Annotated in this window: 17 protein-coding genes; 11 read left to right on the forward strand and 6 right to left on the reverse strand. The window is 54.6% G+C overall.

Going from position 1 to position 15,807, the window contains the following annotated elements; translation table 11 throughout:
- Positions 1-48: 48 nt before the first annotated feature.
- Positions 49-1,251 (reverse strand): DEAD/DEAH box helicase family protein, encoded by a 1,203-nt coding sequence (locus tag LWL52_RS04630; protein WP_242917373.1) that lies wholly within the window; start codon positions 1,249-1,251, stop codon positions 49-51.
- Between the two features lie 1,008 nt (positions 1,252-2,259).
- Here LWL52_RS04630 and LWL52_RS04635 point away from each other — a divergent pair.
- From LWL52_RS04635 to LWL52_RS04665, 7 genes are all read left to right on the forward strand, one after another.
- Entirely contained in the window at positions 2,260-5,169 is a 2,910-nt protein-coding gene (locus tag LWL52_RS04635) for a PAS domain S-box protein (protein WP_242917374.1), read from the forward strand.
- A complete protein-coding gene (locus LWL52_RS04640) occupies positions 5,150-5,563 on the forward strand; it encodes a response regulator (protein ID WP_242917375.1) in 414 nt (137 codons plus the stop codon). The genes LWL52_RS04635 and LWL52_RS04640 overlap by 20 nt, the downstream gene beginning before the upstream one ends.
- A gap of 6 nt (positions 5,564-5,569) precedes the next feature.
- Positions 5,570-6,097 carry a GAF domain-containing protein gene (locus LWL52_RS04645; protein ID WP_242917376.1) on the forward strand — a complete coding sequence of 176 codons (528 nt, stop codon included), beginning with the start codon at positions 5,570-5,572 and terminating at the stop codon, positions 6,095-6,097.
- A gap of 649 nt (positions 6,098-6,746) precedes the next feature.
- Positions 6,747-7,103: a hypothetical protein gene (locus LWL52_RS04650; protein WP_242917377.1), complete on the forward strand. Its 357-nt coding sequence runs from the start codon at positions 6,747-6,749 to the stop codon at positions 7,101-7,103.
- A gap of 494 nt (positions 7,104-7,597) precedes the next feature.
- Positions 7,598-7,975: a hypothetical protein gene (locus LWL52_RS04655; RefSeq protein WP_242917379.1), complete on the forward strand. Its 378-nt coding sequence runs from the start codon at positions 7,598-7,600 to the stop codon at positions 7,973-7,975.
- 122 nt (positions 7,976-8,097) lie between these two features.
- Entirely contained in the window at positions 8,098-8,589 is a 492-nt protein-coding gene (locus tag LWL52_RS04660; protein ID WP_242917381.1) for a hypothetical protein, read from the forward strand.
- 49 nt (positions 8,590-8,638) lie between these two features.
- The gene (locus tag LWL52_RS04665; protein WP_242917383.1) at positions 8,639-8,884 is read left to right on the forward strand and encodes a Sec-independent protein translocase subunit TatA/TatB; all 246 of its coding nucleotides are present in this window, start codon (positions 8,639-8,641) and stop codon (positions 8,882-8,884) included.
- A gap of 263 nt (positions 8,885-9,147) precedes the next feature.
- Here LWL52_RS04665 and LWL52_RS04670 read toward each other — a convergent pair whose 3' ends face one another.
- The 5 genes from LWL52_RS04670 to LWL52_RS04690 form a co-directional block, all read right to left on the reverse strand.
- On the reverse strand, positions 9,148-9,798 hold the full coding sequence (locus tag LWL52_RS04670; protein WP_242917386.1) for a response regulator transcription factor: 651 nt from the start codon (positions 9,796-9,798) through the stop codon (positions 9,148-9,150).
- Between the two features lie 8 nt (positions 9,799-9,806).
- Positions 9,807-10,592 carry a sensor histidine kinase gene (locus LWL52_RS04675; RefSeq protein WP_242917388.1) on the reverse strand — a complete coding sequence of 262 codons (786 nt, stop codon included), beginning with the start codon at positions 10,590-10,592 and terminating at the stop codon, positions 9,807-9,809.
- 30 nt (positions 10,593-10,622) lie between these two features.
- Entirely contained in the window at positions 10,623-11,270 is a 648-nt protein-coding gene (locus LWL52_RS04680) for a hypothetical protein (protein ID WP_242917390.1), read from the reverse strand.
- 69 nt (positions 11,271-11,339) lie between these two features.
- Positions 11,340-11,753, reverse strand: coding sequence for a hypothetical protein (locus LWL52_RS04685; RefSeq protein ID WP_242917392.1), 414 nt, complete (start codon positions 11,751-11,753; stop codon positions 11,340-11,342).
- A 329-nt stretch (positions 11,754-12,082) separates the two neighbouring features.
- A complete protein-coding gene (locus tag LWL52_RS04690; RefSeq protein WP_242917394.1) occupies positions 12,083-12,283 on the reverse strand; it encodes a hypothetical protein in 201 nt (66 codons plus the stop codon).
- A gap of 63 nt (positions 12,284-12,346) precedes the next feature.
- Here LWL52_RS04690 and LWL52_RS04695 point away from each other — a divergent pair, with 63 nt between their 5' ends.
- The 4 genes from LWL52_RS04695 to LWL52_RS04710 are packed head-to-tail and all read left to right on the forward strand — an operon-like array spanning position 12,347 to position 15,689.
- A complete protein-coding gene (locus LWL52_RS04695) occupies positions 12,347-13,210 on the forward strand; it encodes a DNA/RNA non-specific endonuclease (RefSeq protein WP_242917396.1) in 864 nt (287 codons plus the stop codon).
- Positions 13,211-13,236: 26 nt separating this feature from the next.
- A complete protein-coding gene (locus LWL52_RS04700; protein ID WP_242917398.1) occupies positions 13,237-13,656 on the forward strand; it encodes a nuclease A inhibitor family protein in 420 nt (139 codons plus the stop codon).
- Between the two features lie 54 nt (positions 13,657-13,710).
- The gene (locus LWL52_RS04705; RefSeq protein WP_242917400.1) at positions 13,711-14,370 is read left to right on the forward strand and encodes an SOS response-associated peptidase; all 660 of its coding nucleotides are present in this window, start codon (positions 13,711-13,713) and stop codon (positions 14,368-14,370) included.
- A 50-nt stretch (positions 14,371-14,420) separates the two neighbouring features.
- Complete coding sequence (locus LWL52_RS04710; RefSeq protein WP_242917402.1) at positions 14,421-15,689, forward strand: hypothetical protein; 1,269 nt, start codon at positions 14,421-14,423, stop codon at positions 15,687-15,689.
- The last annotated feature ends 118 nt before the right edge of the window (positions 15,690-15,807 follow it).

The raw sequence follows: 15,807 nt of genomic DNA on the forward strand, positions 1-15,807 counted from the left end.
ATACTCTACCTCTTCGTCCAGCTGGTTCCAGAACTCTTTTCTGGTAATTTATTCGCGTGAGCTGACATACTCACCCAATTCTATTTTCGCGCCCTGCTGCGTTACCTTGGTCACGATCTCAAACACATTGTAAGGCACCAGCACGCCATCCTCCACGGCTTTCTGGTAGCCATAGTCGCAGACAAGGTTTTGGTTGAAGTAACCAAAGGTGCGGTTATCCGGTGTGGCCGTCAGACCGATCTGGAAAGCGTCGAAATAATCGAGCACCTGCTTCCAGAGGTTGTAAATGCTGCGGTGGCATTCGTCAATCACCACGAAGTCGAAAAATTCCATCGGAATTTTCTCATTGTAAACCACGGGCAGTGGCTCTTTGGGCTGCCACTTGTTGCCTTCATTAGGGTTCTCCTCTTCGTCCTTCTCGTCGAGCGGTGTACCCTTTAGAATAGAGTAAAGGCGTTGGATGGTGCTGATGTATACCTGACTGTCGTCCGGTACAAAGGAGCTGCTGAGCCGGGTGAGTCCGTAGAGCTCCGGGAAAAGCCGGTTATCGTCCTGCGGTAGAAATTTTCGAAATTCCTGTTCTGCCTGTTCTCCTAAGTTTTTGGTATCGACCAGAAACAGTACACGTTTGGCTTTAGCAAACTTGAGCAGACGGTAAATAAAGGTGATGGCCGTGAAGGTCTTGCCTGAACCCGTTGCCATCTGGATAAGCGCCTTTGGCCGGTTCTCCCGGAAAGACTGCTCCAGATTTGTAATCGCCTCTACCTGACAATCACGAAGGCCATCAGTTGCCAGCTCAGTTATGTCAGCAAAGCGTGCCCGTAAGGTCTTCTCTTCTTTTACCCATTTCTGAAAAGTCTCTGGTCTGTGGAAAGTGAAAACGGAGCGGGAGCGGGGCTTGGGGTCGCGGTAATCGGTGAAGCGGGTCACTAAGCCTGTGCTCTCATACACAAAGGGCAGCGGACCATTGTTGATGTGCTTGAGCTTAGCTTTGGCGTAATCCGAAGACTGCTCTTCATGTATTGTTAGTTTTACGCCATCTTCCTCACGTTTCGCCTCAATAATGCCCACAGGCTTTTTGTCCACAAACAACACATAATCGGCAGGACCCACATCCGTCTGCCATTCTCGGATAGCTACCCCCAAGGCGGCGCTCAGGTTAAATGTTTTCTTATCCTGAATTACCCAACCAGATGCTGTTAATAGCTCATCAATGTGGTCGCGGGCAATCTGTTCGGGCGTTTGGTTCATAGCGGGAGCGGCAATCAAAAGAACACGACTATATTCATTCCCTTAAATATAAGCTCTTTTCTTGAATTATTAACAAACGAAAAGGCAGATGTTCAAATCCGAAAAAAAAACACTTTCCGTACGACTATTACTTTCGACCGGAGGCTTGTGCCCTAGGGGTAGGGGGAGGCACAGCAAAAGTTAAAGCTGTACTTACAGATTTATTAAGTGGTGAAGGGACACTTGTAATCGTTTTGCGACTATAGGAAGGTTGCGGCAGTAGCCCTGCTGTACTTCCTTCTAAGCACATGAATACCTGCTGATTATATATTCTAGTGGCATGAGGTAGTACCTTTATATGCATGAGCACTTTCAAAATGCTCCTGTCCACCTGCTTTAGCTACAAGCGTGCGAGATTCACCAACCAACTTATTCTTGCCCTGTAAAAGAATTGTCCCGCCTTTTATAATGTCCGCCTGCAGCCCACTCCGGGAAGCCGTGGTACACCTCCTGTCAGCCTAAACCAGCACAAGCGGGAGCACACTTGTTGGGCAGATCCCGCCCGGGGCAACCCGTTTTGCGCTCCAGGAGAATGGGCTTTCCGCTTTACTGAAGGATTCCCTGCAGCACCTTTTAGCAACGAGCAGGGGAGGAACTAGGCAACGGGCGATCATCGGATCAACACGCCGTACTTCTATGTTTTCGCAAGCCCTAGCCGCTCCCTGATTCCTTGGCGTTACTCAACTTAATGCAGCTTGAAGGGTACGAGCCTAGAGACACTTCCCTTAATGCCCATTTTACCTGAATTAGCAAACACCAGGGGTGGCGGCTGCAGGCATTTGACCCTGGTTGGCTTCAAAAGATCAGAATTTCACAGAGCCCATAAATTTGTATTTTGTTAAAAAATACATTTGTCACACTTTTTTTAAACTTGTTTTCACAACTTTATACCCTTGTTCACGGGAAAACAATCCCGTTTTGATGAATTAACACAGTATCAGCATACAGCCCGACATACTCTGAAAACAGATGAAAACAAACCAACCCCCTTTTGACTTCGAGAAGATGGTGAGGCATTCCCTCGACATCATGGGGAGCCTCGACCGGAATGGGTACATCCTCTTCGTGAGTGATGCCTGTCAAACGGTATTAGGGTATGAGCGCAACGAACTGATCGGGGCTCATTATTCCAGGTTCCTGCACCCGGAAGATAGGGTTGCCACCAGCCAGGCTCTCCGGGAAGTGTGTGCACGCGGCAGGAAGACCGACTTTGAGAACCGCTACCTGCACAGCAACGGACAGCCCGTGCTCATGCGTTGGTCCGGGGTATGGTCTGAGGACGAAGAAACCCTTTACTGTGTCGGGCGTGACATCACCGAGCAAAAGGCAAGAGAGCAACGCTACCAGGCGTTGTTCGACAATAGCCCAGACCTTGTATTCGTGGAAAGCCCCGAGGGCCTTGTCATGGAAGTCAACCAGGTGTTTCAAAAGACATTTCACCTTGGGGAAGAGCAGGTAACAGGTGCTCCTGCATCTGCGTTCCTCTCTTCCGAGGCGGCGGCTGTCAATGCCCTTTATTTTGAGCAGGCCTTACGGGGAAACGCCACCAGGTTTGAGCTTACGCTTGCTATGGAGGGCGAGACCCGGATATATGATACCCAGAAGTACCCTGTCCTTGTGAATAATCAAGTCGTGTGCGTCCAGACGGTTGCCAAGGACCTGACGCCTGTCATTCACTCCTATGAAACGATCCGGCAGCAGGCAAAAAAACTGCATAATATCTTTGAGAGCATCACCGATGCCTTTCTCACCCTCGACAAAAACTGGAACTTTGCCTACATCAACAGCGAAGCGGAGCGGTTGTTCTCGTTGAACAGGCAATACCATATTGGAAAAAATGCCTGGGAGGAATTTCCGGCCGAAATGCAGGGCGAATTCTTTCAGCACTACCAGCATGCCGCCCAAACAGGAAAATCCGTGCATTTTGAAGCCTACTACGCCGGTACGGACAGGTGGGTGGAAGTAAAGGCTTTCCCTTCGGAGGAGGGGCTGTCCATTTACTTCGACGATGTCACCGAAAAGGTAAAGGCAAGGAAGGAACTTGAGAAGCTCTCGCTGGTAGCCAGCAAGACGACGAACGGCGTGATTATCACGGACAGGGAACGCAGGATCGAGTGGGTGAACGAGGGCTTCACCAGGCTGACGGGATACGGGTTAGAGGAGGCGCTAGGGAAGAAACCGTCTGAATTGCTGCACAACCCCAACACGGACACAAGGGCTTTCGAATCGGTGCGGGATCGGATGGATAGCGGGGAACCCGTGTCTTTCGAAATCCTGAACAGCAGAAAAAACGGGGAGGATATCTGGCTGTCTGTGCAGGTAAACCCTATACACGATGAGAAGGGCCAGCTATCCAGGTTCATCACCATACAAAGTGACATTACCGAAAGAGTAAAAGCACAGCAGGAACTGGGCAAGCTTGCCCTGGTTGCCAGCAAGAGCAAGAATTCGGTGATCATCATGGACAGAGACCGGCAGGTCGAGTGGGTCAATGAGGCCTTCACGATCCTGACGGGCTACACCCTGCCCGAGGTCGCGGGCAAAGCCCCCTACAGCCTGCTGGCAGGAGAGGAAACCGACAAAGCAACTGTCCGGCAAATCATAGAAGCGGGAGAGCAGGGGCTGCCTATCGAAGGGGAATTGCTGGTCTACAAAAAGTCCGGTGAGAAACGTTGGTTCAGGATAGAGGCTACGCCTGCTTTTGATGAAGGGGGCAACCTGTTTCGGTTCATTGGTGTGCAGACCGATATCACGGAAAGTGTCAAGGCTAAGCAGGAGCTTGAGATGCTTTCCCTGGTAGCCAGCAAGACCAACAACAGCGTGCTCATTGCCGGCAGCGACTGGCGGATCACGTGGGTGAACGAGGGCTTTACCCGGTTGACAGGGTATAGCCTGGAGGAGGCATCAGGCAAAATGCCCTCCGAGCTGCTGCACGACCACCGCACAGACCCGACGACGTATGCGGCGCTGGAAGGAAAGCTACTGGATGGCGAGCCGATTACTTTTGAAGTCCTGAACGTGAAAAAGAACGGGGAAGCCGTATGGATCAACGTGGACATCACCGCCATTTTCAACGAGGCAGGGCAGCTGACAAGGTTCATTGAGGTCCAAACCGACATCTCCGCCCTCAAAAACTCGGAACTGGAACTGACCCAATCCGCAAAAGACCTGTACCGGCACAACAAGGACCTCGAGCAGTTCACCTACATTGTCTCCCACAATCTCCGGGCACCGGTCGCCAGCGCCCTGGGACTGGCTAACCTGCTGGCCCGTATGGACAAAGGCAGCGCGGTATACGACAGCGCGCTGGCCAACTTAAAGGAAAGCGTGAGCAGGCTGGATACGGTCATGAAAGACCTGAATAAGATTCTCTCCATCCGGGACAGCAAAGCAGCCCTGGAGCTGGATCAGGTGGATGTCCCCCTTGTCATCCAACAGGTAGCGTCTTCGTTGCAGGAGCTGCTGGAGAAATGCGGAGGCGAGATCATCACCGACATCGCGGAAGGTTGTAGCGTGTTGGCAAACAGGGCCTACGTGTACAGCGTGTTTTACAACCTGCTGTCCAATGCCATCAAATACAGGTCACCGGAGCGCGCCCTTTCCGTGCGCATCAGGTGCTTTTGCAACAACACCAAAGGCGTGCTGATCTCGTTTGCAGACAATGGCTCGGGGTTTGATACGGAAGCGGCTGGCACGAACCTCTTCCGGCTTTACAAGCGGTTCCACTCGGACAGGGAAGGCAGGGGTATGGGCCTGTACCTGGTCAAAACCCATCTGGAAGCGATGGGGGGACACGTGGAAGTCAGCAGCGAAGTGGGAGTAGGCACCCGATTTCTGATATATTTACCGCATCAACAGCATGAACATATTCCTCATTGACGATGACGATCTGAGCAGGTTCCTCACGCAGCACACGCTGCTCCTGGAAGAGGCGCAGCTCCATATAGAAACCTTCCCTTCAGCCATGGAAGCTTTGGGGGCGTTGAAGGCAGCAGGCAATGAGGTTCCCGACATCATCCTGCTGGATCTGAATATGCCCGTCATGGATGGCTGGCAGTTACTGGAGGCCCTCGGGCCACTCATGCCCAGGCTTTTAGACAGGTGCCGGATTTATATCCTGACTTCATCGCTTGACCTGGCCGACAGTGAAAGAGCCAAAGCCTATGCCCTTGTATCAGGTCTTATCCACAAGCCGCTCAAGAGCGAGGACATTGAAGTGATCTTTTCCCAGTACCCCACCCCGGGCAAGGGCAACCCTGAAAAGAAGAAGTAGCAGCGCATGAAAAAGGAGAATCCGTTCGAAAAACCGTCTGTTCCCGCTAAGGAGGAAGAGCGGCTGGCAAAGCTGCTGGGCTACAACGTCATGGACGACTATGCCAGGTCAGGCACTTTTAAGCATGTGGTGGGGATGGCAGCGTATATTTTCCGGGTGCCGATCGCATTCGTCAACTTTGTGGCGGAAGAAAATATCCTCATCAAAGCAAGTGTAGGGATCGAGGGGCTCGGCGAGGTCAGACGGGAGATAGGCTTATGTTCCCTTGCGGTGCTGCGGGATGAGGTGACTGTATTTGAAAATGCCAGACTGGAACAGCGCCTGGCAACAAATCCCCTGGTGCATGGGGCGTTCGGCCTGCAATTCTACGCCGGGGCCCCCATCAGGACACCGGACGGTATCAGGATCGGGGTGGTGGCTATCGCCGATAAACAGCCCCGGACCTTCAGCCGGGAAGCTGAACAAATGCTCGAAGCGCTGGCAGCTATTGTCATGGACGAACTCGAAGCGCGCAAGGCCCTGCGAAACCTGTAGCCCTTCAGTCAGGCTATAGGCTGTAGAACGTCCTGTTATGTGTGGAAAGCAATAGGAAAGGGACAAAAGCCAGTTTCCAGCCTTTGAGCGTCAACGCCCTGGATCGGTCTGGCACAAGGCACCTGCTGCCGTTTCTTCTCTTCCATGTACCAACGACTGAATTCGGCTTTACGCACGCATATACCCAGGCACGTTCGCGGTTGATCACTTCCACTGGTACCGAATCAGGGAAACTGGATTGCTATCTACTATGGAGAAAATATCGCCGTTACCTTGGCGTTTTATATAAACACCGGGTCCTAGCTCATGATGCGGCTTTCGTGTACACAGCCGATAAAAAGGAGAAGGAAGACCTTGAGAAAAAGAATAAGACAGGAGACGGGTAACCACCTTGATGAAAAGCCTGATAGGAACCGGCACCGCATTTCCTGGTAAAAAGCTTCCGAGAACAGGTTGCAGCTTGAAGCCTGGCTCTACCCCGGGCTTGGGCTGCACAACAACATGGCCTGTCATTTTAACAGCAATTCAGGGGAGCATGCGCCTTACCTGGTTATCAGGGGACGCGCCACCGGGCTCTACAGGCGACGTGGCTGCAAGAATGTGATGAAAAGGGTTGGTAACAGGTGGCTTGTATGCTATATTTGTCACAATGTCCGGCAAAAAAACGATAGCGAAACAGTACTGGCTGACTGCCCTTGTCGGGGTGGCGCTGCTGCTGCTTTTTAGCTTTCAGGTGAAAACGGTTGACGGACACCCAACTGCGCCTGTTTCCAAAAGTGCCGTGGCGGTGGCGCATGCTGCTGAGCAAGGGCACAGCATTTGGAAGGTGCAGGTAAGCGATCCACGGGAAGGCCTTGCACCGGAATGGCAGCAGGTCCTGGCTGTGGCTGTCGCGTTCGGGCTGCTGTTGTTGTTCCCATTGCCTGTTGAAAAACAAGCGGTGCTGTCCCTGGCGCTGCCGCTTGCTTCTCGCAACTTCTGCTGTATTTTCCCCAATGGCCCTTAAAACGGGGCGCTCATCTATTTTATTCCCACTCCCGCGGTTGAAGCCGCATAAGGCACATCCCCAACTAATGGAGGTGCCGCTGTGGTGCTGTTTCTGCCTGTAGTGGCTTTCCCGGTGTGTGCCCCTGTTTTTACCCGTTTAACGCCCCTGCCGGGGCGCTGCTGATTCCGATGTTGCGGTTTAATCCAGCCAAGGGAAACAGGTAGCCCACGCTGGTATAGGGCATGCGGGGCTCCCAGGAGCCGGGAGGCGTCCTTGGCGCTGTCCGCCTTGTTCCTGGAAGCCGCATACCTGGGAAAACCCAATCAGTCGTCTAAGGGGGTAGCCGCTTCATGGGCATAATAACGAAACAGTATCCGCAAGAGCAGGCCCGGGAGGATCTGTGGACACTCGCGCGGCCTCCCATCTGGCGGCGTACGGGACCTGCGCCATCGTAGAAGAACATCAATTGATCCTTGAACTGAAAAGGCGTTTTAACATCCGGCTGATCACGTATGGCATTCTGCTTTAACACTATCCTGCTTTTGCTCTTCGCGCTGCTGCCATGCAGTGGGGGCGAAGGTGCCCTCCGGGTACCTATAGCCGGGGGCAGGGGGGAGTATGTGCCTGATACTGGTCCGGAGGCAAAAATTGCAGGTAGCAGGCAGCTTACCTTCCGCTTTCTGGACAGGGTACCTGAGCTTGCGGTAAGCTGCGCCAACCGGCCTGTCCTGCCATACCCGGGGCATGGTGCCGCCGGCTTAGGGGCAGGATGGGTAGCCCTGGAGCACAGGAGCCTCTGCCTTGTCGCCCGGACCCTGCTGCATGCGGCCTGGAGCTGCCACGGCCTACGCGGCAGGGACATGATCTACCCGTTCCATAACTTCTGGTGACCTGCCTGCAAAGGAAGGAAACGCGGCCGCAGCCATGCTGCTGTCACACAAATTTATTTTTGCCGCCCGGGCAGCCGGCTGCCTGTGGCGGCGCATCAACAGACGTTTAAACCAGATCAAAAATGGATTCAGTATCATTAACAATAGGACTCATTAGTATGCTCCTGCTGGCCTTGCCCTTCGCCTATGCCCGCCGGAAAAACCGCTTACGGAACCAGAAGCTGCTGGAAGGGCTGGACGCACTGGCCATGCAGCATGCGCTGACACTTTCCGGGTATGACTTCTGGAACCCCGGCTATGCCATCGGTATCGACGGGCAACAAAAGCAGCTGCTCTATACCCGGAAACAGGAGGGCAGGGAAGTGCAGACCCTGGTTGACCTGTTAGACGTGCAGGATTGCCGAATAAGCAAAGAAACACGCGAAACGAACGGGAACTTGGTCATCGAGCGGATAGCGCTCATTTTTTCTCTGCGCGGACCAAAGCACCCGGAGGTAGCGTTGGAGTTCTACAATATGGCAGTAAACCTGAACCATACCACAGAGCTGCAGCTGGCCGGGAAGTGGAAGGGCATCGTGGACAGTTGCCTGGCGGCAGCGCCCCTGGCGCGGTAACCTAGCAGATTTGTGCAAGGATTGTTTTACTTTATAAACATTAAATAACATGATTTTAGAAAACGTGCTTCTTTTCCTGGGGGATCTCGGGGGCGGGGAGATCATGATCATCCTGGTCGTTTTTCTTTTGCTGTTTGGCGCAAAGCGCATTCCCGAACTGGCCAGGGGCCTTGGCCGTGGTATCCGGGAGTTCAAGGATGCGGCCAGCGAGGTGACGCACGAGATCACGCGTGCGGCCGATGAACAGGATCGGATAAAGGGGGAGCAGCAGGAGAATCAGCCCTCCCAGCGATAGCTTCGGGTTCCTGCCCTGCAGCCCCTGGCCTGAAAGCCCGGGAGCAGAGGCATTTCCCCTTTGCCACCTGGCAGGATGATGTGAAGTAGAAAGGCTTGGGTTAAACTAACCCAAGCCTTTTTTTTGCCGTGATGTCTCCCTGCAGGTTGGTTGGAGCCCGTGTTGGGTTGGTATTTAAGTTTGTTCCACCCTGCAGGCCCCGTGTCGCGGGGACGAGCCCGGCAGCGCAAGCCAGGAGACAACTCCCCGGCCGCTCCCGCGGCTTACACTACCTTAAAAATGCCTTCCCTGATGGCATAGAGGACCAGGCCGGTCCGGGAGACCACGTCCAGTTTGCGAAACAGGGCCTCCCGCGTGGATTCCACCACCCGGGGCGACACGTGCAGCAAAGGCGCAAAGGATTTGTAGGGAAGCTCCGTGCAGGCCAGCCGGAGGAATTCCACTTCCCGCTCGGTCAGCTCCGCCTTGGGCGCCTTTTTATTTTGCAGGTCCCGCTTGAGGACCTCGCGCACGCTGCCGGCATAGTAGCTGCCGTTTACTTCCAGCGCCTCCAGGGCCATGCGCAGCTCCGAGGGATCGGCGTTCTTGAGCACATAGCCGTCTACCCCACATTGGAGCATGCGCAGGACGGTCTCCTCATCGTTTTTCATCGACAGGGCCAGGATCTTGACCTGCGGGTGGTGCTCCTGCAGCCAGGCGGCTGTTTCAAAGCCGTCCATCACGGGCATGCTGATATCCAGGAGCACAATATCCGGGATGTTTTCCGGGAAGAGCTTGCGGGTAAAGTCCCTGCCGTTTTCGGCCTCCAGCGACACGGTGTAGGTGCTAAAGCCGTTAATGAGTTCCAGCATGCCCTTTCGGAACAGCTTATGATCATCTACGAGGGCGACTTTGGTGATTGAGACTGGCTGCATAGCGGTATTCAGTTTAGGGGTAATTCAAGAGCAAGGCGGGTGCCTTCCCCGGGCGGGCCCTGGATGCGGAGGGTGGCACCGATGAGCTCGGCCCGGTAATACATGTTTTGCATCCCGGTGCCCCGGAGACCCTGTGTTGGAGAAGCCGGGTCCGGTGCCGGCAGGCCCTTGCCGTTGTCAGCAAGGTGGAGGGCCAGCTTGCGCGCAGAAAAAACAAGGCGGGCCGTGAGGGTGTCGGCCCCCGCATGCCGGAGCGTGTTGTTGATGGCTTCCTGCGCGATGCGGAAGAGAATCAGCTTCTTTTCAGGATGCAAAGGGCCTTCCTCGCCCGTAACCTCCAAATGCGTGGCGACCACGCCGGTTTTGCCGATCAGCTCCAGCTGGAAGCGAAGCAGGGTAGCCAGGCTTTGCTGGCTCACGTAGTTGCTGTTGAGTCTTTTGGAGAGGTCGCGCAGGTCGGCGATCGCCTGGTCCAGCAGGACTTTGCTGCTTTGTATTTTCTGATCCGAGCCCGTGGGCATGCCCGTTCCGAGCGTACTGATATGCAGCCGCACCAGCGAGAGGATCTGGCCGACGTTGTCATGGATCTCCTGGGAAATGGAAAGGAAGGTCTGTTCCTGCATTTCCAGCTGGGCTTTGAGTATTTCTTTCTGGTAGGCTGTGACAAGGCCCGTCACTTCCTCCTGGTGCTGCAGGCGCTTTTGCTGGTAGGCAAGCGTCATAAAGGCGATGAAGAGCCCCAGCAGCAACAGCAGCGTTGTGCCCACAGCGATGATCAGGAGGGTATCAGACATGCAGCCTTAGCGGTAGATAAAGGATCATACTCATTCCAGTGCATACTGACTTGCCTTGCGCTCCAGCACAAAGGCAATCAGAAAGGTAATATAAAGTAAATATTCGAGAAAGATGCTGATGTAGTACAGGGCGCTGGCCAGTTCGAACGAGTCGCTCAGCAGCTGGTTCATGAGCCCGTCGACAAAGAAGCTGCCCAGCGAGTAGAAAAAGAGCCCCGTACTGACCCAGAACATGGGTTCGTGGGTCAGGCGCGTCACCTGCAGGCTTTCGAATACTTCTTTGTAGTAGCCCAGCGCCCAGCAGACGATCAAAACGTTCTTCAGGGAAAGCGCATAGGAGTTGTACTCCGAGAGCCCTTCCAGGCAAAGGGTAAAGTAGGTTGAGGCCGCCAGGTACAGCGGGAGGGACGCGAGCACGGCCTGCCGTAGCCTGGTCCCGGTCAGCACTTTGTAGAAGACAAGCGCAAAGAGCGCATACTGCAAAGGCGTGAGGAAGTGGTACAGGTAGAGGTTCCGGATATTGTGAAACATCAGGTAGGCCGCAAAACCTTCCACCACCAGGGTGAGCAGCAGCCCCAGCCCCAGTAGGCGGGAGGCGGGCTGCAGGTGGCGGTAGCTGGTGGCCCAGATGAGCAGGTTGAGCGACAGGAGGCTGAAGTATATAGCGACTTCCCACATAGGGTTGCAATATAAGAAGAGGACATGGTTTGTGGCCATGTCCTCTTTGCTTTTCAGATCGTTGAGGGCTTAGGATGCCAGCAAGGGGTCTTCCGGGCAGTTGCCCATGGGCGGGCAGCGGCAGCAGTCATCCACGTAGATGGTCTCCTCGGTCATCGCCAGCGTTCCTGCGTCCGACACTGGGGCCATGAAGAGCAGGTGTTCCCCGTTTTCGTCCAGGCCGTAATACACCCGGATAAAGGCGCTGGTGGGGCTCTGCTGGATCAGCTGCAGGACGGAGTCTGTCGTAAAGTTTGCTGCCCGGATCATGGTATTTTCTTGTGGGGGCTGCAGGGAGGCCAACAGGTCCCTGTAGCGGGCACAGCGTGCCTGCAGCGCTTCGATGGTTACCTGCTCTTCCAGGAACACATTCTGCGACAAATCGGTAAAATGGCAGGGCTGCTCTTTGGTCTCTGTGGTGTTGCGCGTGATCAGTCTTGGCATAGCTTAACTCGTTAAAGGTGAAAAAAGAAAGGTTGCGGGGACTAAGTAGCGCAGGATCAGGCGAAATGGCAACGCGCCTGAAATCAGGCTTGCCGCGTTATGGTTGTTTAAAAGGTTGTTATACAACTTGTTAATAAATACGGTGCCTGCGCATAACGGGCAAGATCACGCGGCAAAGGGGAAAAGGTACAAAGAAGTGCGGGGGCTTCCCTGGCCGGGGGCGGGGAAAAGCCGGGAAACCCAATGGGAAAAATCCCCTTGCAGCTTACAGCTGATCCAAAGCAGCTAGGCTAGCAACTTGCAGGAAGGAGTGGAGCATAGCGCCCCTATTATTTCATCGGGAAGCAGGAGGGGTTGAAAGGGGACCGGCTGAAAGCTCGTAAAGGAATGGCTGCCAGGATAGTACCTGCTAGCGTCCGCCTCATCGGGTCTGCTTCCAGGCGGCGCTTTTCTTTATACCGGCTGTAAAGCTTGTCCAGGAAGCGCCTGACCGGGTTTTTAAGCGCAACGTAGCCCGGAAGCGTTGCCATAGTAAAGGGAGATACGTTAGACAGATACCTGCCACTTGAAACCATTTAATGGGCCTTAAAAAGATGCGGATACTTAAACCTTACTATCGTTATTTTTTGTTTTTCCTGCTGATCTTGGCCGGCTGTAAAGAAACGGAGGTAACACCCCAGCAATCCGTCTCGCTTACGCCCGAGCAGGAGCAGCTGCTGTTGGGAAATCCCAGCGGCGCTACCGCCCAGGAAAGCAATCCAAACAACTTCCTAATGGAAAAGCCGCAGTTTGCGCTTTCCTATAGCCGGCAGCGCGGCACGCCCAACTGGGTGAGCTGGCATGTAAGCCGGCAGTGGCTGGGTTCGGCCGAACGGCAGGATAACTTTCGCCCGGATCCTGCTTTGCCCGAAGGCTGGTACCAGGTAAGTGCCTCGGCCTACAGGGGCACGGGCTTCGATCGCGGGCATAACACGCCTTCGGCAGACCGGACAAACTCCGTAGAAAGCAACGCAGCCACCTTTCTGATGACCAACATGATTCCGCAGGCTCCCAATAACAACCAGCAGACCTGGGCGAACCTGGAGGATTATACCCGTGCATTGGTAGCGGCCGGCATGGAAGTATATGTGGTGATGGGCAGCTATGGCCAGGGAGGCACGGGCAGTAATGGCTTTGCCAAAACCATAGACAACGGCCGGGTCACAGTGCCCGCCCGTATCTGGAAAGTGCTGGTGGTGCTTCCGGAAGGAGAAAATGACCTGCAGCGCATCAGCAGAACGACCCGGGTGATTGCCGTGGATACACCCAACGAGGAGAGCGTCCGTTCCGACTGGGCCTCCTACCGCACCACAGTAGACGCGATTGAAAAAGCCACCGGGTACGATCTGCTCTCGGCCTTGCCCGAGCAGGTGCAACATGTGCTCGAGAGCCAGGTGGACGAGCAGGCCATACCCTAGCTGAACCGGTTTAACACAACGAGATTATGAGCAGTCAGACAATATCCACCCAGGAGCTTTTAGAAGCGCTTCAAAAGCAGGCGGAAGGCCTGTACTATGTAAGCGAAACCGATGCCCCTTTCGAAGTTGTGCATTACCCTGCCGGCCAGGAGCCGGAACAAATCGCAAGGCAGGTAGCCGTAGCGGCTGGCATGCCGGCCGCGCAGGAGCTCGTCACAGAAGAGCTGGCGCATTTTTTTCGGAATATGACGAACGCTGCTGCTGATTTACCGGCAGAAGCACAGCAGGAGGCCCGACGCTTTGAGGAGCTGCAGGCTTTCCTCGAGCAGCACCTCGCGCAGGTAAAGGTCTACCGGGCAGGAGCGCGGAAGATCACGGCTCTCATCCTGGGCAAAGCTTCAACAGGCGAGGTGGTGGGCCTCAAAACGCAGCTGGTGGAAACATAATCCGAACATTTTTCTTCCAGGGCACGTGCTTATACTACCCAAAAATTTCTTATTATGTGTGGACGATATTCTGTAGCCCCCAAACCCAAAGGTGACTCCAAGGCAGCCCGGCTGCTGGCGCAAAGTATGAAGGAAGGGCGTTTCAACGCAGCCCCTTCCCAGGCCCTGCCTGTCATCACCAACGAGCAGCCCGACCAGGTGCAGTTTTTTTCCTGGGGCCTGCAGCCCTTCTGGGCCAAGGATGCCAAGGCCGTCAAACGTTCGATTAACGCCAGGGCCGAAACGCTGACAGAGAAGCCCTCCTTTCGCAAGCTGCTCACCTCCAAACGCTGCCTGGTGCCGGCAGACGGTTTCTTTGAGTGGCAGGTCACGCCGCAGGGCAAGGTGCCGCACCGCATCCTGCTCAAAAACGAGGAGCTGTTCTCCTTTGCCGGTCTCTGGGACGAATGGCTCGACAGGGGAACAGGGGAAGTGCTGCACACCTACACCATCATCACCACGGAGGCGAATGAAGTGGTGCGGCCGATCCATGACCGCATGCCCGTCATCCTCTCACCCGAAGCTGAAGAACTCTGGCTGGATGAGCACGAGTCGCAGGAGGAACTTCTCTCGCTGCTACATCCTTTCCAGGCAGAGCAGATGAAAGCCTACCCGGTTTCCCCGCTGGTCAACTCCCCGCTAAACGACGTGCCGGAAGTGCTTAATTCGCTCTGATAAGATCCTGTCAGACAGGAGGGAGGAAGTTGTAACTAAAGAATACCACTTTGGGTATATATCCCTTCATCCACATATGTCGCCAAGCTATGCGAATTAAGCTACCCTTGAGCCTCCTGCTGTTACTCTTCCTGCTCAGCTGCCAGGACCCCAAGACCGAAGATCCGGCGCCGGGCCCGGGAGCCAAGATGTTCAGCTTCAACTATAGGTTTGACCCAGAAGACCGCGGGGCGAGTGAGTTTGAGTTGATCCTCTCCGAGGAGACCGGCAAGGTGGTGCTCGACACGCTTCTGGCTGTTGAGACCGACCACCGGCTCCAGGTGAAGTCAGAGGAAACCAAGTTTGACGTGACGACCATCTATGACACGGAGTCTGACGACTACAGGTACCTAATCTGGACTTACATACAGGTGGACCCCGACAGCTGGCAGCACGCCAAAGCGCCAGCCTATACTTCCACAGGGGAAACAGCGCCGGCAAAGGTGCGTTATAAGAACGCTAATGCCGTGGGCGGCATCATCTTCACAGGCATAAACGCTCTCGGCTGGTCTGGGCACTCGGGAAGCCAAGGTGTGGAGATCACTTATGACAGACTCCTGCCCAAGGACCTGCTCTACCTGCTGATCCCCGCGACCGGCAAGTACATCTTTTCCGAGGTGTCCTCCGCAGATACCGTCATTGACTTCTCGGCCGCGGGTGAGGCCGTAAAACGTAGCTACGACAAGCCCCAGGGGGCGACGACTCCCACCGTCTCCCTTATCGGCTATCCCAAGGCAGGGGATTACGGGCGGATGCTGCACCTCTACTCGCCGTTAGATAATCTCGTGCACGGTAATGACCTGCAATTTCCCCCAAAGGGCATAGAGGAGTATGAGTTGCGGGTTTCCTACGCGGATGCCGAAGGGGCCGCACATACTTATTTTAACCTGGGGCCGGAGGTCCCCCAAGAGCTTAGCCTTGGCGGCACCACCGGCTTCACCGTGGCTAAGTCGGCGACCGATGGCTTTGAGGTGGTGTATGCCCAGGAGAGCCCCGTCGCCAGCCAACTCACCTTAAAAGGTGCCATAGGGGGAGAAAGGGTATACTGGAGCGTTTACCTGCCATTCGAGCAGACTACCTTCAAACAGGGGCCTTTTTTGAAGGGACTACAGGCAAAGATCCTTCGGGTCGGCGATTTTTCAGACCTCCAGCCTTATATCCTTTATGCCTATTACGCCGAAGGCTATACTTATCAGTCCCTGCTAGACTATTGGCACAGTCCGGAAGCGATGCAGAAAAAAGAACTAAGACGGTACCATTACGTCAGGAAGAACCTTTAACCTGTAAGGCAGATAAGATTGTCTTCTTCTAAACTATAAATCAAGATAATAACCTAGCAGAGGTCCTCGGCGGTGGAAGAATTGAAAAATTATTTCCAATATATTTAGCTTTTGCTGT

It is taken from the genome of Pontibacter liquoris (assembly GCF_022758235.1).
In the GTDB taxonomy this organism is placed as follows: Bacteria; Bacteroidota; Bacteroidia; order Cytophagales; family Hymenobacteraceae; genus Pontibacter; species Pontibacter liquoris.